This is a genomic window from Oceanococcus sp. HetDA_MAG_MS8 (assembly GCA_019192445.1).
In the GTDB taxonomy this organism is placed as follows: domain Bacteria; phylum Pseudomonadota; class Gammaproteobacteria; order Nevskiales; family Oceanococcaceae; genus MS8.
Window position 1 is genome coordinate 149,753 of record JAHCMK010000002.1, and the last position, 26,263, is coordinate 176,015.

A 26,263-nucleotide genomic window follows, 5' to 3' on the forward strand; every position below is an offset into this window, starting at 1 on the left:
GTGGATGTGATCCTATGCTTTTCACTAAGTACTCTCAAAAAAAGGCAGCCCCAAGAGCTGCCTTCGACAATATCAGTAATCCTGTTGCCGGAGAGTTAAATTCTCCATGCATCTGCGCCAAGAATCACAAGGTATCTACGAAATACCATTGGTCATCGATAAACTGCCAACGCTCTTTCCCGCCAACCTCATGCTCAGGTGTGAAACCTGGCTGCAGGGATAAAAGAAAACGAATGCCCAAGTACACCACGGCATCGGTTTTCTCATCATTCTTGAACTCAACACGTTTGACGTCGACCCCTGTGCGCTGCACCTGTCCACCAAATTGAGCAGAAAGGGTGCCCACATCAAACGCTTTTTGGTAGGCCGGCGTGGAGTATGTAAAGGCCTTGCGAAAATCGAACTTCATAATCGCATCCCAGCGCTCATTGACACGAGCTCGCAAGTTCTCTTCAGAGCGGTTCTCTGCCGCAGTTGCCTGCGCGTCATAGTAGGAATAGCCGAAGTAGCCGCCGACAACAGCAAGCGCGAGGATGATTAAGGTGACAACGTTTTTCATGGGGCAATGTTGGTGGTTTGGTTAGCGCTGCGAATAGTGTTTACAACCTCTTGGATGAGGCTCCGGAATTGCTCTTTGTTGAGATCGCTTGGATTCGGGTAATGGCTGGACAGGTAAGACGTTTTGGCGCTATCGACCCTGTCTCGGCGAACCAGGTTCTTGATGTTCTCGGCAACTTCGCTGTACGGCGGGATATCGCCGCTCAAACGCTCGTCCAAGCGAATGAAGTGATAACCGAATCGCGTTTGAACCGGCCCAACCACCTGACCAACCGCGGGGATTCTAAAGCCGGCGTCGGCAAACTCCTTCACCAACTGGCCGTCATTCTTTGCAACCCAATTCCCTAGAGAACCGCCTCGACGAGCCGTGCCAAAGTCAGAGCTGTATTTCGAGGCCAGCTCCGAGAAGTCGTAACCGAGACCAATTTTGTACTCCAGTAGAGCGATCAACTCGTCGATGTTAGACGGCTGATCCTCGTCAGCACAGTCACAAGCCTGTCGCTTCGAGAAATAGGCCTGACTGACAAGGATATGACTGAACTTTCTCTTTTCAGGCTTGCGGTACTTCTCCTTGGAGATGCTATATCGCTCGCGTGCCAGCTCATCAATAATAGCCTCATCGATGGGCTCTGGGATGGAGGCTTCAGTCACTGCTTGCTTAATCCACTCGGTGCGTTGCGACCGAAACGCCTTTGCCTCCAAAACAGGGTAACTGCTCGCTCGTTTCTGAATATCGTTGAAGATGGATATCTCAGCTTCCGACTCAATGAACAGGTCCAAGAGGATGGTGTCATCCTTCAACGCCGCCATCAGCTTGCTCTCAGGCGTTGCCATTAGGGCACCCCTAACGGTATGTCCATTCTCAGAATGATCCGCGGCCGATGCGAGGCCGCAACAAAGCATGCCAGCAGCCGAGACCAAAAGGGTGGTAGTAATCCCTTTCAACAGTAACTCTCCAGAATCAAAACAGGCGGCTGAGCAGCCGCCTGTGTGGGTTAGTATTTCGGAAATTGTAGCCCCATAGGGCTATTGCGGGTCGCTTAGAGGTATGTCGGCTTCTAAGGACCGGACGCCGGCACTTCCCGTATGTCACGCAAGAATGAGTGACTTATGGCGCTCGCGTAGTTGTTCCGACCATTCGACCCCGCGAAGGTTCTCTGCTTAATGACAAACCCCAACACTGGCATCCCATGAATGTCGTAATGTGGTGCCGAAGCTGCCGCGGGCAACGGTGCCGGGTTGATGATGGACGTTGCCGGACAAAGCCGCATCACGCCCTCACCAAACTTCGTTTCTCCAGGGCTATCATCATTTGTCCTGGGGTCAAGATCTAAGGAGAGCCAGCCTGCGAGAGGGCTGAAGTTAGCATTCCCGGACTGAGTCGATACATCCACGTCTCCATTGCCCGCGAAGTCCCCATTGTTGGCACTTCGCAAGACCGACTGCCCATTAAACGTCAGAACGTTGGCTTCTTTGCAGAAGTTCACCCTGAACTGCGATTGCGGAGGAGCGGGTGACACTTGGACATCGTCATTAGATAGCGAGGCTTGGTTCTCGGCACGGTCGTACAGAGCCCCCCCAGCAACGACGCATGACTGCCCGTCGAACCGATCAGCAAAAGGCGCATACCCGCGGCGGAGGCCGAACTCTGCCCCGACGTCTGTTTCCGCCACTAGCTCGAACTCTCCTGGCGCAATCTGCAAAATAGACTCAGGACGAGCTGTGATCATTGTTGCTGTCGTGGGTGCTACGCCCCCCGAAAGGTCCACCCGGAAATCTTCATACTCGAACTCCGGGCGGATCGGCGCCGTGACCAATGCATCGGCGTACTCCCCTTGTCGGTCTAGCAGACCCGGGCCGATGGCCTGCTGTGATCCGTAGCCGTTTGGCCCGGTGCTATCAACGTAAAAGTTTTTCGTTGGGAAGGTCACAACCCAATCAGAGAGTTCACTAATGATCGCTGAGGGTCGTGAGGCCCACTCGTTAAAGGCAAAGCGGCGCATGAGCAATGCGGTCACAGCGTCGATACCGCGCACATTCCCAAGTGCAAATGCTCCGGCGCTAAGGCTCGGATCTTGCGGTTCGGCCATAGAGGTAAATGCCGGAGCGAAGAGCAACGTTTCCACCACGCTACCCGGAGTTCCACTACCTGCCGGGACGTCATCACGGACCACTGGCGTATCGTTGATGAGCATCGCCACTTCGGGGTAGGCGTTGTTCAACGAAGGCTCAAGAAAGGCGAAAGCCGACTGCTCGGCCACAAAATTGCGGCAATGAACGCGGGAGTTCGTGATGACGTCATCCGGGTCTACAGAGCTATCGTCCACAAGTGGCCCACCGCCGGGATACCAATCTCTGGGGCCACCGCCGTCAGCTAGATCACCTTCGCGTTGGTCACCAATATTGATCGAACAAAAACGGTTCGCTGTTTCGGTGATATTGCCGTCTGTGCCCAGAACCGCATCGACCAAGTCACCGGGTGGACCGGGCAGCTCATCCGGATGAACCGGATTATAGAAATTGGCTAGTGTAAGCGCCTCATAGCCAGCTTCTAAGCCGCGTGCCGGGTTGAGGAGTCGCACGTTGAACTTGAGCGCGTTGATTGGCTCTCCAAACTCGGAGGCCGTACCAAAATGCGTGAAGTCTTCTGTTGGCAACGTGGTTATCGTTGCTGGTATTCCAGCAGGCGCCTCAGTTCCGTAGCCATTGGCGTTTGGACCCACATTTCGGCGGCTAAATGCCATATCTAAGTATGCGCAATCCTTAGCGACGACGGCTTCTGGAGCCGTCTTATCCTCAGCCACCGCCCCGTAGTTGTAATTTTCGATAGATGGCGCGGCTGCATGGCCAAGCACGAAAAACTCAATGTAGCCCTCTTTTAAGCGGTCAAGCTCAAGGCTTCCCCCGTCTTCCTCGCGGGCCACGTCAACCTGTGGGCCCGTTTGGAATGTCTGGCCACCATAAGATTCCGCACGGAGCAATGAACCGAAGTTCTCCGAGAACTTGCCCGCGTCGGAGCGCGCCAAAAGGTTACTGGGTACGGTGCAGGTGCGGCGACCATTGCGATCAGGTTGGTCACGCACAACAAACACGGCTTTCCCGTCTAAGGGGCGTTCTTGAAGGAGGCCGCTGAACACATCATAGGGCGGCATCGCGACTACAAAGTCTTGAATATCCCGAGAGTTATCCGCCTCACGCATACGCACCTTAACCAGAATGACCTTATCGGTGGTGTTTGTGAGGTTGATGGTCGTGAGCCAACCGTTGCGAACTGTGTAGTAAGGCGCAATCGCAACTTCACCAATGCCGTCACCTGCGATGTTGACCGCGTGAGAGGTGCCGGAAAAAACTGCAGTGGCCGCAGCTAAAGCGCCAACTGAGCGCCGAAGGAGTTGTTTCACTATTTGTGTCCCATCTATGCCTTTGAGTGTCACAGCCCGCGCCTCCGCTGATCGAAATTAGGCTGCTTTTTCGATGTGTGACTAGCACCTTTCTTCCGAGCATTATGGCGGGCCTCAGATGGATGTCAACGATGGGGCATCAGGTCTAAACTCGTCGACAAGACTTTTTTGCAGCTTGGTTCATGTTAATCGCCGATGATGGCCTTCAAAGCCATGCCGTTTCTGCCCTGACGGCCTTAAGCCGACGCCAAAGCTCTAAGGCTGTGTGTCGCTTCCCCCACCGAGATGACGATGCGCGCTCGTCTGCTGGACTCATTTTCCCGCAGGTTCGAGCTGGCTTTCAGTTCTGTCCGCAGGACCAAATCTTCACGATGGGCTCATGCTTTGCCAGAAACATTGAAGAGCATTTGCAGGCATACAACATTCCAACGACACAGTTTTCTGTACCGAAGTCGGAGTTTGATCGGCGCCCCAATGGCTTACTCAATGAGTACAACCCCGCATCAATGGCCCAGCGCTTAGTTTGGGCAGCCGCCGGTTTCGACACCCGACAGGTCGAAGACGCCGCACACATCGACGCCGACCGGTGCATAGACCTACTTCTTCCCAATGGTAGTGGGGTCACATTGGAGCGTCTGCTGCAAAGGCGCGCGGAGATCGACGCCATTTACGCTCAGTTGCGCAGCTGCAAGGTGCTCATCATGACCCTGGGCTTGGTTGAGTGTTGGTTTGATAACAAGACTCACACATGGCTGAACCGAGCCCCGCACCCGAGGTTTGTGAAACAAAGCCCAGAGAGGTTTAGCTTCGTCAGACTCAATGCGGACCAATCAACCCGGCTACTCGAAGCGGCGCTGCAGGACACCTTCAACTCAGGGGTGCGCAATATTCTGCTCACCGTCTCGCCGGTTCCCTTGGGGACAACCTTCAGCGGCACCGATTGCGTGCTTGCCAACTCATACTCCAAGGCCACCTTACGCGTTGTTGCTGAAAACCTCAGTCATACCTTTAGCAACCAACTGGACTACTTCCCGAGCTATGAGATCGTGAGCTCTGGAGGGCTCAGTGCCTTTATTGGCGACCAAATCCATGTGAAGGACGAAGTCGTACAACGCGTGGTGAACTACATGCTGAGCCATTACGAGCGCAAGGGCTCGAGTACCGAATGACTAAGGCGTTGTTGCCTCGCGCACGAACTTAGGAAGCCTGCCGATGTAGTTTGGCTCCACTTTGGGAACTTGATACTCGCAGCCGCGAATGCGCTGATATTCCGCGCGAAATTCGGCAAATGGAACTTGTTCATGAGGTGTGTTGGTTGCAACTCCTCCATGAAACTGATGAAAGGTGGCCTCACCAAGCAACATGTATGGAGCTAAAGCATGCGTTTCCACGGCTTGGCGGAAGAAATCCAAGTTGACGAATCCACCACCGCGGGTGATGAAGCGCTCGTCATAGCCACCCAATGCCAGGAAGGACTGTTTGGACAGCGCGAAGCAGTTGCTCTCTGCCAAGTTGGCGAAGTAACCGCCGCGAGAGGAACCCGCCAAACACGAAATCTTGAACAGCTCATAGCCGTCCTTTTGCCAGTCCACAGTCGCCAGCAACTCGTCTTCCACAACTTGGGAGTAGCCCTCCAGCACAGCCAAGTTTTGACGCTGTTTGCCAAGGTGCATTCCGAGGGAGTAGGCAAATGCCTGCTGATCAAGTTGCCGGGCTTTCAAAAACCCATGCAGCAACTCGGGAGTAGGAATACGCGCTCCGTCGACCATCACACACACCCAATCGCCGCGAGCTTCTCTGACCCCGGTGTTGACTGCCCTACATGGCGAGGGATTGTCTACAGTCACGACGAGGTGATGGAACTGCCCCGGCAGTTGTCGCACCCAGTGCGAGTCCAGCGGCTCTGAAGAGTTACTGTCGACAGCAATCACCTCGTAGTCTTCTGCCGATACCCCACGCTGGTAGTCGGTGCTCAAGGCCCATAAGGTGCGCTTGGCTTCCCTGCGCATGTTGTGGAAAACGACCACAACACTTAGTTTCGGCTTTGGAGTCGCACCCAGCCACCTCATAGGGCCGACCATGTGTTGAGGTCAAAGCGGACCTCAAAGTGCTTCAAGCAATGCCGGAGGTCAGAGATCTTCGGGGCGTATAGCTCTTGTAGTTGAGTATGCAGCCGGTCGGGGATGGTGCGGCGCCGGCCGGCGTTGAAACGCTTAGCTACCTGATTGTCATTCATGGCGGCGCTCACATCATCGATGCTTAAAATCTCGCAGATCTTACTGAGCAGTCGCTTGGGGCTTTGTTGGATATCACCATAGCCAAATACATGAAATTGCTCGGGAGGAAGATGGTTTCGCCAGCTGCGGATGGTGTTGGCGTAGTCCCCTCGCCGCTGCGATTCCTGTGATAACGCGACAGCGGCCAGCCAATCATCGGACGCTTCTTCATCCTTTAAACGCGCGTAATCCATCGCCATACGCGCCGCCGACCAGGCCCTGGCGACGGGGTCTCGCATCAGAAAAATCACTTGCATGGTTGGCTGTTGGTCGACTGCCGCTGCAATCAACGCCTCTTCAATAACCGCGTAGTCTGGTGTGAAGTCCGCTACCCATAATGAAGTGCCGGCGCGCAACTGATCCCAGTATTCGCGATCCTGTCGGGGCCTTTTTTTGTCACCCACCCAGTCCCAGTAATGCGCCTCTTTGCGCAGCGGAAAGCTCACCTGCGCCGAACGACGCAGCATTTGAAAGAGCCACGTGGTTCCAGCCTTCTGCGCGCCCACGCAATACAACACTCTCGGCATGAATTTGCCCAGGTAAATACCGTAGCTAGGATAACAAGCAGGGCTGCATCAGCCCCAAGCTGCTCAATGCACCTGCTGCACAACTGGTGGACGTGAAGCCTCTGCAGGCAGCGCCGGGGGAATTGGATGAGCCTCGCCGCGATAATCAATAGGCAGACTCAACAGTGCCGATACAGCCTCTGTTTCGTTACCTGCTTCTGCCTCAGTTCGGATACTGTGTAGCACCTCTTCGAACTCTGCCAAGCTCACTGAGGGCTCGTTGGCTAAGCAAATACGCGGGTGGCGAGTGGTGGTTTCTTCCCCGCTGACCAAGAGCTCTTCGTACAGCTTTTCACCTGGGCGCAGTCCTGTGACCTCAATAGGAATGTCACCGCCACTGTCACCAGGCAAGCGCGGCTCTAAGCCCGCCAATCGAATCATTCTCTGCGCTAGTTCATAAATGTTGACGGGTTGGCCCATGTCCAGCACAAACACCTCCGCCTTGCGCCCCATTGCGCCAGCCTGGAGCACCAACTGGGCCGCCTCGGGGATTGTCATAAAGTAGCGTATGACGTTGGTATGCGTAACGGTCACCGGGCCACCGTCAGAAATTTGACGACGAAAAAGTGGCACCACGGAGCCTGAGGAGTCCAGCACGTTACCAAAGCGCACCATGGAGAAACGCGTTCTCGCGTGGACTTTGGCCAGAGCCTGCACTGCCAGTTCAGCGGCTCGCTTAGTCGCACCCATAATATTTGTGGGTCGCACGGCCTTGTCGGTGGAAATCAGCACAAAGCTCTCTACACCGACCTGCGCAGCAGCATTCGCCAAGCTCCAGGTACCGACGATGTTGTTGTGCAGGCCACTCAGTACATTCTCTTCCACAATCGGCACGTGCTTGTAAGCAGCGGCGTGGTAGACCGTTTCAACATCGTACTTGTGCAGCGTTCTACGCATGGCCCCGCTGTCACAAATAGAAGCCAACACGGCAGACACTCGCACTTCGGTGTCTTTGACCCGAGCAAGCATCTCCTGGTGAATGTCATACAGGGCATGCTCGCTGTGATCCAGTAAAACCAAGTGCGCAACACGCTGCGCGACGATTTGCCGACACAGCTCGGAACCAATAGACCCTCCGGCCCCACTCACCAATACAACCCGATTGCGCACATCGTGCTCGATGAGTTCGCGCACAGGAGGCACGACGTCTCGCCCGAGAAGATCCAGGGGACTGAGGTCTCGTAGCTGTGTGACCCCGGTGTCGCCACGGACAAGGTCATCGAAACTTGGGATGGTCTGTACGGCAACCGCATGCTCTGCCAATGCTTCCACAACCTCCCGGCGCCGGGAAATGGAAATGCGCGGCATGGCAAGCAGAACCCGCGTTACACCTTGGTCGACGAGCTGGCCCAGCCGTTTGGGGCTATGCACCGCCACACCAGCAACGCTGGAATTATGCAAGCGCCGATCATCATCCAAGAAGGCACAGACACGGTATCGACCACCTGTTTTTAAAGCGGCAGCCAGCTCGCGCCCAGCAGAACCCGCGCCATAAATGGCCACATCGTCACGCTGATGTTGCTGTATCCAAAGTAAAAGCCCACGAAACGCAAGGCGTGGACCAATCAAACCCAAAAACGTGAGGGCGGCACTGTCGATAAAGGTAAAAACATTGGCCTTGGCACCAGTAGCGACGACAACTACCCCTAACATAGAGGTTGTAGCTATGGCCGTGAGGAATAAAGCAAAGCCCGCCTTAGGGTCTAGAAAACGCACCCACGCCCGATAAACCCCCTGGGCATGTAATAACAGCACCGCAAAAATTGGGCTAACAGCCGCCAAAGCCAAGGAAGCCGCTGCAGGAACATCAATACCGACGGCGGTGACAAGCAAGGTAGCAAGTGCAACTGCGGAAAAGTCCGCCAACATTTGTAAAGCCACTTTCTGGCGCCGTCGCATAGCCAGCAGAGTTCTCCCAACTCTGCCAAGCGCTTTCTCCCAGGCTGGTCTATTCACGTATCGGTCGCCGCCCCCAAGCGGTGTGGGCTTGCTTTTGCGCAAGTTCATCTGTTCCATTATTTTCCGTGAGCTAAGCCCTTGATGCAAGCGGCCTTGCAAACTCCAAACCATCGAGATGATGATGGCTGGTGTGCGCAGAGAAAATTTAAGGGTTTTCACGCGAGTCCCTGTGGGGTAGTGTTTTGTTCAGGGACATCAACAAATATTTGGGGAATACACATGAAAATGCATTGGGGAATGCCTGCTTTGGTATCGAGCACCATGATTTTGGCGGCATGTTCGGAAAGCAGCGGTGGTGACGACGCTCAAACAGATCCAACCACCACGCCAACGCCTATTAGCTCACCGACCAGCGCGCCGACTGCAGCGCCCACCAGCACCCCAGCGCCGACGGCCACCCCCACTGCTGCCCCAACGGCCACACCCGCGCCTACGGTGGTGGTAACAACCACCCCCACTGCGACACCATCGCCTACGGCTGCGCCGACCAGCACCCCAGCGCCAACGGCTGCACCAACACCATCGGCATCGCCAACGCCAGCTCCAACCGCTGCGCCAACACCATCGGCATCACCCACACCAACCGCCACGGCCACTCCTACACCAACGGCCAGTCCGACACCAACCGCTACGCCAACACCCTCACCCAGCGCTTCACCCACGCCGAGTACATCACCCAGCCCCAGCCCGACTCCGGGCGTAGGAGCATCCGCAGCGGATTGTTACCCATCAAATCTGCTGATTACTGGCGCACGCAGCGTACTGACCTATCGCACCACGGCCCAGGATGGCTCCACCGCCGATTTCACAATCGACCAGACTACGGACGGCCCCATCAACTACAACGGGGAAGCGGCGCGCCAATTCTCCGCAACCACAGTGACCACCGCCAATGGCGAAACCGTGCAGTCGGACACCACCAGCATCAGCTCGGAAGATGGAAGCGTGCCTTCTGTGAATGCGCGTGAGTCCACCGTAGAAACGGTGAGCTCGGGGTTTACCACAACCGTGACCAATGTCATCGATCCCGGCAATTTACAGCGCTTCGATCTCAGTCCCGGTGAGTCTTACCAGCAAACCTATGTGACAGACACCACCACGAATACCTCCGGAAGTGGTGTGAACCTCACCCAAAGCAGCGAAACAACCACCCAAGAAACGGTGACCTACGTGGGCCGGGAAACCATTAGCGTGCCCGCCGGCACCTACGAAACGTGCTACTTCCGCACCGAGTCGACGTCCACAACCACAGCCGGTGGCGCCTCGACCACGCTCAACTTTGTTGACGAGCAATACTTCGATATCTCAAGCCATGTTCTCGTGCGCGAAGTGAGCACTAGTGACGGAGAAACCGATACCACGGAGCTGCAGGACGGGACAGTTAATGGAGTAGCCGTGCGCTAATCCGTGCGCTCGTGGATATGAAGAAGCCGCCAAAAACTGGCGGCTTTTTTCTTGCCCCGCATTTGAGAGCAGCCCACTCTGCAATGCCTTTACTAAATTGAATGGAGCACGAGGCAGCCTTAGGCTTCTGCCCATTGAAGTACTTTCCGAAGCACCGCGCAGGTCTTTTGAATATCTGACTCGGTTAAGGTTGGGTGCACCAGAAACATCAAGCTTGTTTCGCCCAGCTCTCTTGCCACCGGTAGGCGACTCTTTGGGCGCCAATTCGTGTTTTCAAAAGCTTTCTCTAAATATACCTCAGAGCAGCCACCCTGAAAGCAGGGCACTCCCTCCGCACAAACCTCAGCAACAATTCGGTCACGCGACCAACCCTGGGCAAGGTTATGGGGTTGTACATACGCGTAGAGCTTGTACTGGGCGTGCACACACCCACTACCGTCCGCTTCAATTACACACTCGCCCGCACGATTACAGCCGTCGCAGGCTCGCTGGCCCGGCGCACGTATAACGCCGCCTTGGCCATCAAACTCCTGCAGTACATCCATAATCGCCATTGCATTCACCTGGCGCTTGCGCGTCCATTCCCGCATGCGCTTGAGCTGAATCCGGCCAATGGCTGATTGCATCTCGGTCATACGCCAGTTCGTGCCAAAGGATTCATGCAGCCAGCGAAAACCCGGAGGATGCTGGCGCTCGTAAACTGCCGACCAGCTCTTTCCATGGTCTTTATAGCTCCACATGCGCGACCACAACTCAGCGTCGCTGGTGGTAACCATGCCCCCCTCTCCTCCGGTGGTCATGATCTTGTCCTGGCAGAAACTCCAGGCCCCAACGTGACCAATGCTGCCCACACTACGGCCTTTGTACCGTGCACCATGGGCCTGCGCGCAATCTTCGATGACAAAAAAACTGTGTTCTTCGGCCAACGCCATGATTGGGTCCATATCGCAGGGCCAACCCGCCAGATGAACACAGATCACCGCTTTGGTTTTCGGCGTCATCACTGCTGCGATAGTTTGCGCAGTAAGGTTGCCGCTGTCGCGATCGACATCGGCGAATACTGGCGTCGCCCCAGCAGTCACCACGCAGGATACGGAGGCCAAAAACGTACGCGGGGTCACAATCACCTCATCACCCGGACCAATGTCCAGGCCCTTGAGGGCGAGGTCTAGCGCAACCGTGCCGTTAGCGAGCGCGACGGCATACCGTGCACCAACCCAGGCGGCGAACTCCTTTTCAAAGTCGCGGCCCTCGGTGCCGGTCCAGTAATTCACGCGGTTAGAGAGCAACACCCGCTCTACGGCTGCCGCCTCTTCCTGAGTGAAACAAGGCCATGGAGCCACTTGCGAGTTCAACATGAGTTGATATGCATCACAGCAATCCCGCGCTCACGCCCAAGGCATTGGCAGCTTCAACCAGCCCTTTGTCGAGCGCGCGTATACGCGCGCCGGCGTTCGCGGCCACAGCCAGATGCAAACCATCACCTGCGCGCAACCCAGTGGCATGCTGGCCTGCAAAGCGCGCCTCAACGCGAAAGTCCAGGACAGTTACTGCCAGGACTTCACAGGACTGCTCAACAACCTCGGCAAACAGCGCCAGCACTTCCGCACGCTCCTGGGGCTGCAAATAACCCCCGCGAACTTTCATCGACAGTGCCGCGGAGAATTCCGTCATTACCCAGTCACTGATGGCCAGCTCTCCCGCTGGCCGCTCACCGAGCCACCTTTGCATGTCTGAGGTTCGAGGCTCTGGGGTGAATGCCGCCACCAAAATGCTGGTATCAGCATACACCATCAGTAGCGAGCACCCTCCCGCACATCGACAACGACCTCAGCCGTGTGAGTAGGCGCCGCTCGCATGGAAGACGTGAGTGTGCGTAAGCGAGCAACATCAATTCGGCGTTTACTGGAGGCAACAGGCAACAAACGCCCTACGGGCCGCCCGCGCTTCGTAATAACCCACTCTTCGCCGGCAGCCGCACGTTCCGCAACTTCGCTCAATCGCGCCTTCGCTTCTGCCAGCGTCACTGTTCGTGTATTCACGGCATGCTCATGACCAGCTAGATGGTCATATGGTGACAGACATCATTGGAAAGCCACAAGAGGTTGGCAAGCGCGGGAGTTAACGACTTAACACCCGAGCGGGGTTACCAACAACGGTGATGCCTGGAGGCACTGATTTCGTCACAACTGCGCCCATGCCAACAACTGCTCCACGACCAATCACCAGCGGGTCGCCAGGCTTACCTTGGCGAAGGATCGCGCCGGCGCCAATGTAGGCATGATCTTCAATCACCACATTACCGTTGCACTTGACCCCCGGCGCAAAGGTCACAAAATCCCCAATCACACAGTCATGCTCGACGTAGCTATAGAGATTGGCATGGAAATGCCGGCCAATCCTGATATTCGACGTTAAGGTCACAAAAGGAGACAGAATCGCCCCCTCCCCAACCACAACATCATCCATGGCAATAACGTTGTTCGCCCGAGCGGAGAAAAAGGGCAGGCCAGCTGTCTCACACCGTGCAACAACGCGGCGACGAATGTCAGAGTTTGCAATGGCTACGCAAACCAATTTTGCTTCAGCAGGCTCTTGTAGAAATGCCGACCAGCTCAACACGCGGTGGCCGTTCACCCGCGGCGGATAATCCCCATCGTCAATAAAGACGACTTCCGCGTGCGCATTGGCAACGGCATTGAGTTGCCACCGCACTAACGGCAAAATGCCGCGCCCACATCCGCTTGCGCCGAACACGCCGTAGAGGGTCATCCCCGCGGCGACCCAGTGAACCGCGGCATAGTGGCTTCGCCATCGGCACTGATGCCATCGCGCATAACAACCTTCTTAACCGTCATGGCCAGGATCTTCAGATCTAACCAAAACGATTGGTTGTCGACATACCAAACATCTAAAGCGAATTTTTCTTCCCAAGTCAGCGCATTGCGACCATTCACTTGCGCCCAACCCGTAATGCCAGGACGCACCTCATGTCGCCGCGCTTGTTCCGCCGAGTACAAAGGGAGGTACTCCATGAGTAGAGGACGGGGTCCTACGAGGCTCATGTCCCCCTTCAAAACGTTCCAAAGTTCAGGCAGCTCGTCCAAACTTGTAGAACGAAGCAGTTGCCCCAAAGGCGTCAATCGATCTTCGTCAGCAAGTGGTTCGCCGGAGGCATCGAGTGCGTCCCGCATGGTGCGAAGCTTAATCATCTCGAAAGGCTTGCCACCTTTTCCAGGCCGAATTTGACGGAAGAAAATGGGCGCCCCCATCGACTGCCGGATCAACATCACCAAGATGACAATTACAGGCGAAAAAATGAGGAGCGCTACACAGGATCCAAGAATGTCGACTAAGCGATTCAGCATCTCGAGTGCGCGTCCCGCAGCTTTGAGTTATGACGGGTATGGTACGCACCCACTGAAGAAAAATCACAAGCGCGCAACTTCCGGCAACAAACATCCGTGCGCGAGGAAACCTCATTTGATTCCAGATTCAAACGCGGGACCAGCTGGAGTAATTTGTTTGCGGAGAGGTGCCTCAGCGAAGTTAGCATTCTCAGGTGAAGGTGGCGATAACGGCGCCAATGAGCAATGCAAGTCTTAGGCTAGGTCTTACGCAGGCGCGAAACATCCATAACTGAGCCATGCAGCGACGCCACCGAACACATTAAGCGAGCTGTCCAGCAAAAGCTGGCTTACGGGCCCGCCCGACTCATCGATTATTGAAGATCACTCTACATATGACTAAGCCGAGACACGACCCACAGACAATTCTTGTTGTTGGGAGCCTCTCCTCTTCTCTGAAGAACTTCAGGGGACACCTTATCGAGGACATGGTCAGGAGCGGACACGATGTGCACGTAGCGGCTCCAGAGTTGATTGATGATCTAGCCACATCCAATTGGCTGACGTTAGTAGGGGCCACTGCTCACGATATATCGCTTTCTCGCACCGGCCTTTCTCCGGTTGAAGACGCGAAAGCCTTATTCCATCTATATAGACTCATGCGGCGCATCCGCCCAGGTACCTATCTCGGCTACACCATAAAACCGGTGATCTGGGGGCTAATAGCCGCCTGGATAGCCAAGGTCCCCAAGCGGGTCGCGATGATCACTGGCCTTGGCTATGCATTTACGGGCGAAGCGCACGGAAAGCGTTTAGTGGTGCAGAAGGTCGTACGCTTTCTTTACGCCACAGCAATGAGGAAAGCGAATCTAGTCTTTTTCCAAAACCCAGATGACCTAACCGATTTTGAGCACATGAGCCTTCTGCCAACCACGCTACCGAGGCAGATCATCAATGGGTCTGGTGTCGATATCGAACATTTTCAGCCGGTTGAATTCCCAAATCCACCAATGCGCTTCCTGATGATCGCCCGTCTGCTCGGCGACAAGGGTGTACGGGAGTACGCCGCCGCAGCGACAAACGTAAAAAGAAACCACCCTGAAGCCAAATTCGACCTTGTTGGGCCGATCGACCCAAACCCGGATGGGATTACTGAACAAGAGATACGCATTTGGTCGGAGAAAGGCGTGATCAAATGGCATGGACCCACCAACGACGTGAGACCATTCATTGCCAACGCCCACGTTTACGTACTGCCGAGCTATCGTGAAGGGACCCCACGAACGGTTCTTGAAGCAATGGCCATGGGGCGAGCAATCATTACAACGGACGCCCCCGGGTGCCGGGAAACGGTCATTCACAATGGTAACGGGCTACTAGTGCAGCCTAGAAACGCCGAAGCATTGACTGCGGCGATGCTCGCATTTGTTGAAGACGCCGAGCTCCATCAATCAATGGGTAAACGCTCAACAGAAATAGTGAAGAGTAAATACGACGTGCGGCTAGTCAACAAATCCATTCTACGCGCCATCGGAAAACTACCCCCCAAATCTAAGGGACGCATCCATTCCTGAAACAGGATAGCGTGTTAGAGATGATCCGCCCCTGAGTTTTCTGCGCTTTTGAGCACCCAGCACTGAAAGTATCAAAAAAATCAACATGGGTGCAAACATCCATTTCTGGCGTAATGCAATGCCCAAGTTGGCAGTGGTCATGGCCAAAACGAGCCACGCCAGCGAGGCGTAGATCCACATAAATGTGCGGCTTTCTCCCAAGTTGCTTTTGCGGCCGCGAAACATTGCCCACGCACCTGCAAAAAAAAGAGATACCAGAATTAGGTTATCAACCGCTGCTGCCAAGGCAAAAATCGTGCTGGCTTCGAAAAGCACAGGGCGAAACATGTAGGCAAACATTCGCATGGGCAGGCTCATGGAGGCGATGTCAATTCCACCGCCCCCTTCCATGTTGTAACCCTGACGTTGCTCAATGTAGTCCGAAAGTGCTTCGATAGTAGAGGCGTCACCAAGGCCAGCATATTTGAGGGCGAAAGGCACAATTATCGCCGAAGCAACGATTGTCAGCCCCAACAGAAATACTCTTAAGCGGAAACGGGTCTGTCGACTAGTCAAAACTGAAAACGACCATGCCAGAATCATCATAACCGCAATGTGAGGGCGCACAAGCAACATTACAAATATTGCAAAAGCCATGAGTTGCCAACGCCTATCCAGCGCAAGTGCTGCCCATAAGGCCAACCCCATTGCCATGAACGACAAAGCATCCTTGCCAATGGCTGATGACCAAAAGCTGACCGATGGTAGAAAAACGATAACTGTCGCAAGGCGTCGCAGATTTTTAGATTTGTTCTGAATAGCTGAGAGCAAGCAGGCATCGAACGCAAGTAGACCCACAACGCCAAAAATATTGAAGACTAGAAATGCTCCTAATATTGATACGCCCAAACCATTCACAATTAAACCAGTCAGTATTTTGACTGCTGCAGTACCAAAATTGAATTCCCATGAAAAGTCTTGAGCGGACAGAAAGTATGGGATTGCATCGCCCCCAAAAGCCATCGCATACCATAAATAAAGAACTGAAAACATGGTGTGCCAGGCGTACAGAATCAATGATCTGCGATGCCTAGTGCCGAAGTGCGTAGCGGCTGTGAGCGCGACACTGGCCCCGGCGAGGAGCAGCAGAAAAGCGCTCACGACATGCCACACTGATGAAACGATTTCCATCGTTTCAGTTTTTCAACCACGCTTGGAACATAAGAACATCCCAGAGGTAGTAATGCCAACGTCGCGTGCCGCTGCGGTGCTCTTGCCAAAGGTTGCTGACGATTTCCGAATTCAGAAAGCCGTCTTCCCGAAGCCGTTGCGGCACCAGCAGTTCTTCCGCCCATTCACGCAACGGACCACGTAACCAGTCATCAATGGGCACGCCGAAACCCATTTTGGGGCGATCCATCAGTGCTTGCGGGACATAGCGATAGAGCACCTGCCGCAGCAGCCACTTGCCTTGTCCATCGCGATATTTGTACTCCATTGGAACACGCCACGCGAATTCGACCAAGCGATGATCGAGCAAAGGCACGCGAGCTTCCAAGCTGACGGCCATGCTCGCCCGGTCCACTTTAGTGAGAATATCGTCCGGCAGGTACGTAAGCATGTCCAAAAACATCATACTTTCACGGAAACTCAGTTCAGCGTGAACCTGCTCCGGACGGTCTAATACCGTTTCTGGTTCGTTTGCGCCCAACACAAGCGCATCTGGTTGCTTGAAATGCGAGACCAAACCTTGGTAGAACTGCAGACCGCTTTCATGAGCCAACACATCGGCCAACTTGGGTAAGCGATCCGCCAGATTAGGCACACGCCAAGCTTGAGGAAACAAGCTCTGAATGCTGCCGATTAGCTGCCCTGGCATATGCCGCAGAAGCCCTGCCAAAACCATACGAACGGGCTGTGGCAACAATTCGAGCTTACTCCACACCCGGTGACCCAACTCGTACCTACCGTAACCGCAGAATAATTCATCCCCGCCATCGCCCGAAAGGCTCACGGCAACTTGCTGCCGAGCCAATTGGCTTACAAGGAATGTTGGAATTTGGGAGGAGTCAGCAAAAGGCTCGTCGTAGATGGTTGGCAACTGTGGAATGACGGCCATCGCTTCCTGTGGAGTGACATAAAACTCGGTGTGGTCCGTGCCTAAATGCTCTGCAACAGCTTTGGCGTGCTGCGCCTCGTTATAATCCGCCTCGTGAAACCCGATTGAAAAAGTCTTTACCGGCCGGTCGCTCTGTGCCTGCATTAGTGCGGCAACAATGGTGGAATCGTAGCCACCCGACAGGAATGCGCCCAATGGCACATCGGCCGCCATACGTCGGCCAATCGAATCTTTCAGTAATGCATCGAGGTCATCCATCAACACATCTGGACTGACACTCCTCGAGTGAGCCCCTTCGAAAGCAATCGAGCTTAGATCCCAGTAACATTGCGGATCACTTACCGCGCGACCGCCGTCATCGATCACGACGTAGTGCGCGGGCGGTAGTTTGGCAATTCCCTTGTAAATACTATGGGGTGCGGGAATGTAGTTGTGCCGCATGTACAAAGCCAAGGCATCGCGGTTGATATCACCCACCCAAGCCGGGTGTGCCTTTAACGCCTTGAGCTCCGAGCCAAATAGAAAAGCATTCTGAATGCGTCCGTAGTAAAGAGGTTTTTCACCCATACGGTCGCGGGCAAGAAATAGTCGGCGCTCCGTGGCGTCCCAAAGAGCGAAAGCAAACATTCCATTTATACGTTCCAAAGCCCCCTGGACCCCCCAATGACGCAAGGCCGCAAGCAATGTCTCCGTATCCGAGTGGCCACGCCAGAAAAATCCGCCCCCAGCAGCCTCAAGTTCAGCACGAAGGTCTAGGTGATTATAAATCTCACCGTTATATACCAACGTATACCGATCGCAGGGCGAAACCATGGGCTGATGGCCAGAGGGAGAAAGGTCAAGGATGGACAGTCGCCGGTGCGCCAGAGCAAGCCCGACCCGTTCGTCCAACCAGACACCACCATCATCCGGACCTCGCGCCTCGATACGACTAGCCATTTGCTCAGCAATAACGGCATCAAAAGCCCCCCCCCAGTATCCGGCGATTCCGCACATTAGCTCTTCACCGTGCTGAACTCCAAGGGCGAATTTGCAACCATAAACCGCCGCCTAAAATCAGAAGCACTAATATAATGATGGATTTCAGTCTTTCCACGATTAACTCGATCGGATAGAGGACGTTACTCTTCCATCTGAAGAACGCTCGCGAGGGGCAGCTCATGTAGGTATTGTCCTGTCGCGACCCTAAAATTTCGACCATCGATGCGCTTGTGGCTTCGTAAACGTCGTAGAAAAACTCAAGTAAGCCCATGGAGCAACCGAACTTCTTCCTACCAAGCACCTTGTCTTCGGCGTCACGGAGGGCCATTTCCAGATCGGGGCCGAACAGATGCCAGCTCTCCATCAAACACGCCAGCGCACCAAACATTTTTTCGTTTCATTTTTGCTCAGCAATAAGCCTTTCGTAAAGCTCCTGGTACTGAGCGACCACTTTTGGGAGTGCGTAACGCTGCTCAATACGCACCCGTGCAGCGCGACCCAGATTTTCTCTCTCAGTGGGGCTGCGCTGCAGCAGACTCTCGATGCTCCGTGCTAAAGCCTCGGCATCGTTTGGCGGCACGACTTCTCCGGTTTCACCGACGATGTCCTTACTATCGCCAACATCGGTAGCTACACATGGCACACCCAAAGCCATTGCCTCGCCCAATACATTTGGGAATGCTTCTCCCCAAGAACTACTCAAGCACAGTGCATCCATCGTTTGCATCAAACCGGCCACGTCATCCCGTTCACCCAAAAAATGGAAACGACTTTCCAGATCCTGCGGCACAATGCCGGCCAGCACCGAGTTATCTAAACCGACGGATCTCCCAGCCAATAAGGCCATAATTTTGGGATTCCGTCGCATCACAACAACCATGGCGCGCAGAAAAGCAGCATGATCTTTCATGGGGTGGAAGCGCGCCACATGCCCTATCACAATGGCTTGACTGGAGATTCCCAAAACCCTACGAACAGCAGCCTCCTGGTCTTTGTCTGGACGAAGCTGATCGATATCAAACCCATTAGGGATTACACACCCTTTTCTCTTAGGGAATCCAAATGCCTCATGCTGCACCTTGGAAAGCTTGCTGTTGTAAAGGATCGCCTGCGCACCATATGCAAACAAGCGATTCGCACGAATGACTTGTCGTGTCAACAGTTTTTCCGCACCCAAAGAGTAAAGACTGTGGCGGATATTCCATACCACCGCAGGGCGAGCGCCCGACACCATAATCGCCGCGGCATTGGCAGCCAGATTTCCGTGATACATCCAGCCCTGAATCAAGCGAGGCTGAGCCGAGCGGACCAGCTGCCGCAAACGCGATAACGCAGAAAAAGTTGGAATGCCCCGGCGCATCCCTAGCGTGTAAACAGGCACTCCCAGCGCTCGAATTCTCTGCCCGTACACCCCTTCGTCCTGAAGAGACAGCACTGCTGAATTACTGGATGCAGCTAAGCCACCCGCCAGCACGTTGTACAAGGCGCGCTCGGCGCCTCCTGTATTTAAGCCAGTGATGACATGAAGAATGTTCATGCTATTCCACCAACCCTAAAACCCGATCCCACTCAGCAGCAATGCGTGAAATCGCGTATCTCTCACGAACTTTGTTGGCGGCCTCACCTAGGCGGACTCGACGCTTCGAGTCCGCCATCAATCCAGCCAGCGCATCGGCTAACGCAGGGACGCCTCCCTGTGGATCGACCAACACACCGTCAATCCCGTTTTGAATCAAATCCCGCGGCCCCGTGTCGCAATCCACACTCACCACTGGCAAGCCACAGGACATTGCCTCCAGCAGCGCATTAGGAAAACCCTCGAAACGCGAACTCATCACGAAAAGCGATGCCCGCTGATACCAATCCGAAACATTTTCCACCCGGCCAGGCAGATGCACCTTCCCCTCAAGGCCCAACGAATATCGTTGAGCCTCCAAGCGCTCTCGCTCAGGCCCTTCACCAAGAACCACAAGATCCCAATCATGGAACTGACACGTCCACTCAGCGAAGGCCTCAATGATCCAGGAAATCTGTTTTTCTTCTGACAATCGCCCAACAGCCAGCAGTACTCGACGGCCCCCTGCCACCACTGTCTCCGGGGCAACGCACAACCCGTAAGAAGGAATTGGCCACACGACCGGATTGGGAATAACCACCACTCGAGCACTTGGAAGCAGGCCTTGAGCCCACTTCCGCCCTTGCTCCGTCTGCATAACTACCTGCTTCGCGTACGGATAAGTGCAACGCCTTATATGCGCCAACAGCCTTCCCACATCCATCATCGGTGGATAGCTGCGTTCAGCGACAACCACCGGGATACCCGACCCTCTCGCTGCAATAATCGCAGCGATATTGACATCCGTTAAAAATGAAACAATGACGTCCGGTTTCAACTCTCGAATTGCCTGACGCAACGCGTAAAGGCGACGAACCTTGTTGATAAACGAAGGACTGCGACTGCCCACCCGGTCCGCCAAATAAACAAGATTAACTCCTTTATTCAAGGGATACAGGCAGTCACCTCGGCCCGAAAATGTTGGCATCAGCGTGATCTGATACCCCCGCTCAGCCCAGTGATTGCACAACAGGGCCGCGACGCGCTCGGCGCCACCGCCCTGCATTGAACTCACTAGGAAAAGTATGCGCTTCAAGACTGCACGCCATTCACCGCATTACTAAACACAAATTCATTGCAACCCTTTCCCCCACCACATGTCTTGAGTCTGTCAAGCTGAAGGCCTCGCGATCGGTAAAAGTTGAAAATCTCTTCGGGCTTGGCAACTTCAAAGGGATAGCCCCCAACCCAATCAACAACGTCATGCCACGCATTCATACCGCGCGCGCCTTGGTCGGCATAATGACGCCATGTGTAGAACGGCTTTCCCCGGATAATATCCTTAAGCGTAGTTGGGCCCCAAAGACGTAATAAGCTTGGCCACAAAACAAGCCAACGTAGCGCCGGTGGCAGAACGTTATAAGCCTTCTTGACCTTCAGCCACATAATACTGGCAGCGCCCTGCTGATTATAGATGGCGAGAAATAGCTGCCCCCTACTAGCCACCAATGGGACGACATTTTCTAGCGCTTGCCACATCGAGCCCGTGTGATGCAAAACACCCCACGAGTAGACCACATCGAACGTACCAAGCCGACCCAAATAATCATTGTCCAGCGCGGACCCTTGTTCAACCACCCATTCAGAGTCATCAGCGAAATAGCGGCGTCTCAACTCAGCTGTGCAGGCCACCGACTTGGGATCGTAATCGAACGAGTGGACGCGCGCGCCCAAGCGTCTGGCCGCGAGACTAAACAAGCCACTTCCGGAACCGATATCAAGAAAGCTTTTCCCGTCTAAATCGTTGACTCCCAACATTCTTTTTAGAGAGCGCTCTGCCATTTGAATCCGGTCGTCAGTAAGCACAGCGAGAAAGTTGGCCCAGTTGGCACCAAATTCGAACCGCTGCCCCAGGTCTACTTGATTCCTGTGACCGTCCACATTTAATCCTTCGTTGACAATTGAATGCAGCTTATAACAATCTCATAGTTCATCATTTTCCGCCACAACATAAATATAAGGTGAGAACAACCGGCTGGCGGGAATTTTTGTGACACTCCGTTCAAACGCCCACAAAATACGACTAACGGTTGCCAGCCCGACGTATAAAAACCATTTAATCCCATACTTCACATCAACGCAAGAAGAAAGGACCCCAAAGTTAGTCGAGCACAGATAACCAGACTCAATGATTTTTAGACCTGCTTCTTTGTGCCCCTGCTGAAACGACAAAAGGTCATGCGCGACATGCAAGTCATAAACCTCTCGATTCATTTTCTTAGTCAGGACGCCTAGAATTCCCGACATGTTAGGAATAACAGTCAGGAGCCGGCCGGCTTTATCTAAATACGCCGCCTTCGCGCGCAACACCTGAGCCAGATCAGAAAAGTGCTCCGCCACACCATGACTATAAACGAGATCATATTTTCCGCACCTATCTACAGCCTCAAACAAATCGCCGTTTAAGGCAAAGAGGTTCCTTAGCTCATTTTCATTAGCGTAACTTTGAATTTCAGCAACCCCTTGTTCGGAATAATCCAAGCAAGTGAAAGTTGAATCTGGATGCGTACGACTGAGGTAAGCTAACCAAGCTGAGCCGCCACCCCCAATTTCCAATACATTTTTGTTTTCGATTCCAATTTTTTTCTTTATGGAATAAATCTCTTCGTAGCATTTATTTGCAACTCCACAAAGATTTACTGGAACTATGCCATCACGCCCCAAGTAAACGGAATCCCAATAGCTCTTCTCCGTAAGCCTATTATTCATTTTAAAGTCCTAGACCTCAAACACACTTAACGTAGAAAGCCCATAACAAAGCATGATAAAGAAAAACAGTGAACGCCGTGGACAGTGCCGCACCAGCCAGACCGCAAACGGGTATAAGAGCAGCGTTCATAACCACATTCAGCAGGCCCGTGATCGATAAAATGACTGCGGTCATTCGCTCTTTGCCCACCATCTGCATTAGTGTGCCAACTGGACCAAATACAACATTACAGAAGTACCCCAACGAAATAATTGCGAGAACCTTGTGCCCTGAACTATAACCTTCGCCAAACAGGAAGCGAAGTAGAGTTTCCCCTTCGAACAGAAAAACCAATATCAATGGAACTGTGAGCAAAACCAGAATTCCCGTTGACCGCCTATAGAGCTTTGTTAGTTGCCGATTTCTTCCCGCTCTATACAAACTTGAGAAACGTGGCGCCAAAACCGCACTAATTGCTTGAAATGGAAACGTAGTTAGGATTGCACCTTGACTTGCCACTCTGTAGATTCCAACGTCGCTGCTATTGACGAACCATCCGAGCATAATTATATCAGCTTGTTGGTTGACAATTCCCGCACCGCCAATAAGGACAAACGGTAACGTATTGCGAATCCATACTCGGTTCCGGTACTGTGCGGACTGACCCAAACTTTCCACTGGGAACAGATCACGCATTATCAGCAAGCTAACTATAAACACCAATAATGCGGCTACCAGCTGAGCGATCATTGCAACCTGCGGGTCGCGCACATCCGGCCACACTGAAAAAATGCTTCCTATCAGAACAAGCGCAATTATCGGTCGAAGGAGTATATCCAATGCTTGCCCAGTAACCACCCGGTGCAGGCCGCGCATTGCGTGAGTCAACGTCTTGGCCATCGCAACCATCGGCAGTGTCAACAGCATGAAAGCCATGGTCGCCTGAGCTTTCGGGTGTAGGTCGCCTGCCAGCCATGAGAGTGCAAGTAAACCAACCGAGGCGACGGCAGCCGCTGTAAACGTTACATATTGCATCGCACGGCGCAGTAAACCTTGCAGCAGACCCCACTTCCCGAGCACCCGTGCGGCGGCCACTTCGCGCATTAGCAGTGTGGGCACACCAGCTTCTGCCAGTACCATCAGCAGGCTCATAACAGCGAAGGCATAAGAGTAAATGCCGTAACCGTCGGCCCCCAGAGTACGAGCTAACATGATACCCAGCGTCAATGATATCAGAATGCCCCCTGCCTGAACGCCAGCACTGCTTAGCGCTCCTAGGATTAACTTATCCCGGAGGCGCAGCCTCGCCGCCACATCTTGTAGGCTTTGAATGCAGCCCACTGCAACCTTGCTAAAGACTCCCATCTACCGATGTTGCGGGCAAAACATTCTTCACATCGTAATAGATAGCAGTCGTGTTGCCCAAGCGTCGAAGACCTTCCGCCCCAATCTCTCTAAACTGGTCATGCGCAACTGCAAGGACAACAGCGTCGTAATTCCCTTCGTCCGGACATTCGATGGGTCTGATGCCATATTTATTATTTATTTCATCAGCGTCCGCGCAGGGGTCATAAACGTCAACACAAGATTGGAAGCTACGTAGCTCCTGAACGATATCGATTACTCTCGTATTCCGCACATCTGGGCAGTTTTCCTTGAAGGTAAAACCCAGCACAAGGATGCGCGACCGGGACACATCGATACCTGCTTTAAGCATAAGCTTGATCACTTGGCCAGCCACATAGGCTCCCATACCATCATTAGTACGCCGACCCGCCAGTATGATCTCCGGGTTAAAGCCGATGGCCTCCGCCTTATGGGTGAGGTAATACGGATCTACCCCTATACAGTGGCCGCCTACCAGCCCAGGCCTGAACGGCAAGAAATTCCACTTCGTACCAGCAGCCTCCAGCACGGCCTGTGTGTCAATTTGCAGGCGATTGAAGATCATTGCCAGCTCATTAACCAAAGCGATATTAAGGTCGCGCTGCGTGTTCTCTATGACTTTGGCGGCCTCAGCCACCCTGATACTAGGCGCTTTATGGGTGCCCGCGCTGATGACGCTAGCGTAGATCTCATCCACGAGTGTTGCCACCTCTGGCGTGGATCCGCTGGTGACTTTGATAATGTCAGTGACGCGGTGCTCTTTATCTCCCGGGTTAATGCGCTCAGGGCTATAACCCGCGAAGAAATCAGCGTTGAACTGCAATCCAGATACTTCCTCCAGGATTGGCACACAGTCTTCTTCGGTGCAGCCGGGGTACACAGTGCTTTCATACACGACGACATCGCCGGCGCTAAGAACTTGCCCGACAGTGCGCGAAGCGCTGATCAGCGGGCGCAGATCGGGGCGCTTGTTTACATCAATAGGCGTCGGAACGGTGACAATGTAGAAATTGCAGCCGCGCAACTCGTCAACGTTGCTGCTAAACCTCAGGTGCTTTGCCTCAGCCAGTTCCTCGCTAGAAAGCTCGCGCGTATTGTCACGGCCTGCGGTGAGCTCTTCGATGCGAAGCTCATTGATATCAAAACCGATGACTGGACGGTTCTTGGCGAACTCAGCTGCTAATGGAAGGCCCACGTAACCCAAGCCGATGATGGCAATTCGGACGGCGGAGGGTTCGGGGAGCTGATTGATCACGGCCTTAGACATTGAAGTATCCGCGGTACCAGTTCACGAAACTGGCAACACCCTGACCCACCGAAGTCGCGGGCCTATATCCCACCGCTTTGTCGAGTTCAGAGGCGTCTGCATAGGTGGATGGCACATCACCTAGCTGCAATGGAAGTAACTCAATCTCGGCCTTAGTATCGAGCGCTTGCTCTACAGCCTCAACGTATTCCATCAATTTGACCGGAGCATTATTCCCGATGTTAAAGATTCGCCAAGGCGCGTTACTTGTCGCAGCATCAGGTACATCTGAGTTCCATTCGCTGTTCGGCTCAGCGGGCTTATCACTCACCCGAATCACACCTTCCACGATGTCATCAACGTAGGTGAAGTCGCGGGTGTGATTGCCGTGATTAAAGACCTGAATCGGCTTGCCTTCAAGGATGTTCTTGGTGAACAAGAAAAGCGCCATATCCGGGCGCCCCCAAGGGCCGTAGACCGTAAAGAAACGCAGACCAGTCGTTGGCAAACGGAATAGATGGCTATAACTGTGCGCCATCAATTCGTTCGCTCGCTTGGTGGCAGCATAAAACTGCAGCGGGTGATTCACTCCATCGTGCTCTGAAAACGGCATCGAGGTGTTGGCCCCGTACACGCTGCTCGTGCTGGCATAAGTCAAATGCGGCGTTTCGGCGTGACGACAGGCTTCAAGAATGTTCGTGAACGCAATAATGTTGCTGTTCACGTAGTCATGGGGATGGGACAAAGAGTGGCGAACACCGGCTTGGGCTGCCAGGTTGATCACGCGATCTGGGTCATGGGCTTTAAACGCGGCATTGACGGCATCCTGGACGGCCAAATCTTCACGAATACTGGTGTACCGACTGCCGGTCTCTGCCGCGGTCTTTTCGAGAATCTCAAGTCGAGCCTCTTTAATCGCCGGATCGTAATAGTCGTTAACGACATCGAAACCGATGACCTCGTCGCCCCGTTCCAGCAAATGCTTCGCTGTATGAAATCCGATAAATCCGGCGTGACCGGTGACCAATACTTTCATGGTTTGCTAATTGCCATTGTAAATTTGGAAACACTTGGCGCCCTCGATCGAAGCGGTTTGCCGGATGCTTACGAATACCAGAGCGAGAAACTGCCACTCCGATCTCTACCTATAGGCGGACTGCCCG

The 26,263-nt window shown here is 53.9% G+C and carries 25 protein-coding genes; 3 read left to right on the forward strand and 22 right to left on the reverse strand.

Going from position 1 to position 26,263, the window contains the following annotated elements; translation table 11 throughout:
- Nucleotides 1-124 precede the first annotated feature (124 nt).
- The 3 genes from KI787_03520 to KI787_03530 all read right to left on the reverse strand — a co-directional run bounded on the left by KI787_03520 (nucleotide 125) and on the right by KI787_03530 (nucleotide 3,959).
- Nucleotides 125-559 carry a hypothetical protein gene (locus tag KI787_03520; GenBank protein MBV6629002.1) on the reverse strand — a complete coding sequence of 145 codons (435 nt, stop codon included), beginning with the start codon at nucleotides 557-559 and terminating at the stop codon, nucleotides 125-127.
- Entirely contained in the window at nucleotides 556-1,392 is an 837-nt protein-coding gene (locus tag KI787_03525; GenBank protein ID MBV6629003.1) for a peptidylprolyl isomerase, read from the reverse strand. Before KI787_03525 ends, KI787_03520 begins: the two co-directional genes overlap by 4 nt.
- Before the next feature lie 224 nt (nucleotides 1,393-1,616).
- Nucleotides 1,617-3,959: a hypothetical protein gene (locus tag KI787_03530; protein ID MBV6629004.1), complete on the reverse strand. Its 2,343-nt coding sequence runs from the start codon at nucleotides 3,957-3,959 to the stop codon at nucleotides 1,617-1,619.
- Between the two features lie 182 nt (nucleotides 3,960-4,141).
- Here KI787_03530 and KI787_03535 point away from each other — a divergent pair, with 182 nt between their 5' ends.
- A complete protein-coding gene (locus tag KI787_03535; GenBank protein ID MBV6629005.1) occupies nucleotides 4,142-5,128 on the forward strand; it encodes a GSCFA domain-containing protein in 987 nt (328 codons plus the stop codon).
- Here the strand turns inward: KI787_03535 and KI787_03540 are convergent, their stop codons facing one another.
- The 4 genes from KI787_03540 to KI787_03555 all read right to left on the reverse strand — a co-directional run bounded on the left by KI787_03540 (nucleotide 5,129) and on the right by KI787_03555 (nucleotide 9,422).
- Entirely contained in the window at nucleotides 5,129-5,968 is an 840-nt protein-coding gene (locus tag KI787_03540) for a hypothetical protein (GenBank protein MBV6629006.1), read from the reverse strand.
- 56 nt (nucleotides 5,969-6,024) lie between these two features.
- Nucleotides 6,025-6,762 carry a sulfotransferase gene (locus KI787_03545; protein MBV6629007.1) on the reverse strand — a complete coding sequence of 246 codons (738 nt, stop codon included), beginning with the start codon at nucleotides 6,760-6,762 and terminating at the stop codon, nucleotides 6,025-6,027.
- Between the two features lie 63 nt (nucleotides 6,763-6,825).
- Nucleotides 6,826-8,700: a polysaccharide biosynthesis protein gene (locus KI787_03550; protein MBV6629008.1), complete on the reverse strand. Its 1,875-nt coding sequence runs from the start codon at nucleotides 8,698-8,700 to the stop codon at nucleotides 6,826-6,828.
- 365 nt (nucleotides 8,701-9,065) lie between these two features.
- Nucleotides 9,066-9,422, reverse strand: a complete 357-nt coding sequence (locus tag KI787_03555) for a hypothetical protein (GenBank protein MBV6629009.1) — start codon at nucleotides 9,420-9,422, stop codon at nucleotides 9,066-9,068.
- A 217-nt stretch (nucleotides 9,423-9,639) separates the two neighbouring features.
- On the opposite strand from KI787_03555, the gene KI787_03560 reads away from it, so the two are divergent.
- The gene (locus tag KI787_03560; protein ID MBV6629010.1) at nucleotides 9,640-10,164 is read left to right on the forward strand and encodes a hypothetical protein; all 525 of its coding nucleotides are present in this window, start codon (nucleotides 9,640-9,642) and stop codon (nucleotides 10,162-10,164) included.
- Between the two features lie 119 nt (nucleotides 10,165-10,283).
- On the opposite strand, the gene KI787_03565 is transcribed toward KI787_03560, so the two are convergent.
- From KI787_03565 to KI787_03585, 5 genes are all read right to left on the reverse strand, one after another.
- Nucleotides 10,284-11,522, reverse strand: coding sequence for a DegT/DnrJ/EryC1/StrS aminotransferase family protein (locus tag KI787_03565; GenBank protein ID MBV6629011.1), 1,239 nt, complete (start codon nucleotides 11,520-11,522; stop codon nucleotides 10,284-10,286).
- Nucleotides 11,523-11,535: 13 nt separating this feature from the next.
- Nucleotides 11,536-11,958: a type II toxin-antitoxin system VapC family toxin gene (locus KI787_03570; GenBank protein MBV6629012.1), complete on the reverse strand. Its 423-nt coding sequence runs from the start codon at nucleotides 11,956-11,958 to the stop codon at nucleotides 11,536-11,538.
- Nucleotides 11,958-12,206, reverse strand: a complete 249-nt coding sequence (locus KI787_03575) for a type II toxin-antitoxin system prevent-host-death family antitoxin (protein MBV6629013.1) — start codon at nucleotides 12,204-12,206, stop codon at nucleotides 11,958-11,960. The genes KI787_03570 and KI787_03575 overlap by 1 nt, the downstream gene beginning before the upstream one ends.
- Before the next feature lie 79 nt (nucleotides 12,207-12,285).
- Nucleotides 12,286-12,936: an acetyltransferase gene (locus KI787_03580; GenBank protein MBV6629014.1), complete on the reverse strand. Its 651-nt coding sequence runs from the start codon at nucleotides 12,934-12,936 to the stop codon at nucleotides 12,286-12,288.
- Nucleotides 12,933-13,532 carry a sugar transferase gene (locus KI787_03585; protein ID MBV6629015.1) on the reverse strand — a complete coding sequence of 200 codons (600 nt, stop codon included), beginning with the start codon at nucleotides 13,530-13,532 and terminating at the stop codon, nucleotides 12,933-12,935. Before KI787_03585 ends, KI787_03580 begins: the two co-directional genes overlap by 4 nt.
- Nucleotides 13,533-13,906: 374 nt before the next feature.
- Here KI787_03585 and KI787_03590 point away from each other — a divergent pair, with 374 nt between their 5' ends.
- Nucleotides 13,907-15,085 carry a glycosyltransferase family 4 protein gene (locus KI787_03590; protein MBV6629016.1) on the forward strand — a complete coding sequence of 393 codons (1,179 nt, stop codon included), beginning with the start codon at nucleotides 13,907-13,909 and terminating at the stop codon, nucleotides 15,083-15,085.
- Here the strand turns inward: KI787_03590 and KI787_03595 are convergent.
- The 10 genes from KI787_03595 to KI787_03640 form a co-directional block, all read right to left on the reverse strand.
- The gene (locus KI787_03595) at nucleotides 15,050-16,117 is read right to left on the reverse strand and encodes a hypothetical protein (protein MBV6629017.1); all 1,068 of its coding nucleotides are present in this window, start codon (nucleotides 16,115-16,117) and stop codon (nucleotides 15,050-15,052) included. The genes KI787_03590 and KI787_03595 overlap by 36 nt on opposite strands.
- Before the next feature lie 142 nt (nucleotides 16,118-16,259).
- On the reverse strand, nucleotides 16,260-18,179 hold the full coding sequence (gene asnB / locus KI787_03600; GenBank protein MBV6629018.1) for an asparagine synthase (glutamine-hydrolyzing): 1,920 nt from the start codon (nucleotides 18,177-18,179) through the stop codon (nucleotides 16,260-16,262).
- 7 nt (nucleotides 18,180-18,186) lie between these two features.
- Nucleotides 18,187-18,552 (reverse strand): hypothetical protein, encoded by a 366-nt coding sequence (locus KI787_03605; GenBank protein MBV6629019.1) that lies wholly within the window; start codon nucleotides 18,550-18,552, stop codon nucleotides 18,187-18,189.
- Between the two features lie 9 nt (nucleotides 18,553-18,561).
- Nucleotides 18,562-19,701 carry a glycosyltransferase gene (locus KI787_03610; GenBank protein MBV6629020.1) on the reverse strand — a complete coding sequence of 380 codons (1,140 nt, stop codon included), beginning with the start codon at nucleotides 19,699-19,701 and terminating at the stop codon, nucleotides 18,562-18,564.
- 1 nt (nucleotide 19,702) lies between these two features.
- The gene (locus KI787_03615; protein ID MBV6629021.1) at nucleotides 19,703-20,815 is read right to left on the reverse strand and encodes a glycosyltransferase family 4 protein; all 1,113 of its coding nucleotides are present in this window, start codon (nucleotides 20,813-20,815) and stop codon (nucleotides 19,703-19,705) included.
- Nucleotides 20,812-21,660 (reverse strand): methyltransferase, encoded by an 849-nt coding sequence (locus KI787_03620; GenBank protein ID MBV6629022.1) that lies wholly within the window; start codon nucleotides 21,658-21,660, stop codon nucleotides 20,812-20,814. The genes KI787_03615 and KI787_03620 overlap by 4 nt, the downstream gene beginning before the upstream one ends.
- A 42-nt stretch (nucleotides 21,661-21,702) precedes the next feature.
- On the reverse strand, nucleotides 21,703-22,488 hold the full coding sequence (locus tag KI787_03625; protein MBV6629023.1) for a methyltransferase: 786 nt from the start codon (nucleotides 22,486-22,488) through the stop codon (nucleotides 21,703-21,705).
- Nucleotides 22,489-22,504: 16 nt separating this feature from the next.
- On the reverse strand, nucleotides 22,505-23,680 hold the full coding sequence (locus KI787_03630) for a flippase (protein ID MBV6629024.1): 1,176 nt from the start codon (nucleotides 23,678-23,680) through the stop codon (nucleotides 22,505-22,507).
- A 139-nt stretch (nucleotides 23,681-23,819) separates the two neighbouring features.
- Nucleotides 23,820-25,121 carry a Vi polysaccharide biosynthesis UDP-N-acetylglucosamine C-6 dehydrogenase TviB gene (tviB, locus tag KI787_03635; protein ID MBV6629025.1) on the reverse strand — a complete coding sequence of 434 codons (1,302 nt, stop codon included), beginning with the start codon at nucleotides 25,119-25,121 and terminating at the stop codon, nucleotides 23,820-23,822.
- The gene (locus KI787_03640) at nucleotides 25,114-26,136 is read right to left on the reverse strand and encodes an NAD-dependent epimerase (protein MBV6629026.1); all 1,023 of its coding nucleotides are present in this window, start codon (nucleotides 26,134-26,136) and stop codon (nucleotides 25,114-25,116) included. The genes tviB and KI787_03640 overlap by 8 nt, the downstream gene beginning before the upstream one ends.
- Between the last annotated feature and the right edge of the window lie 127 nt (nucleotides 26,137-26,263).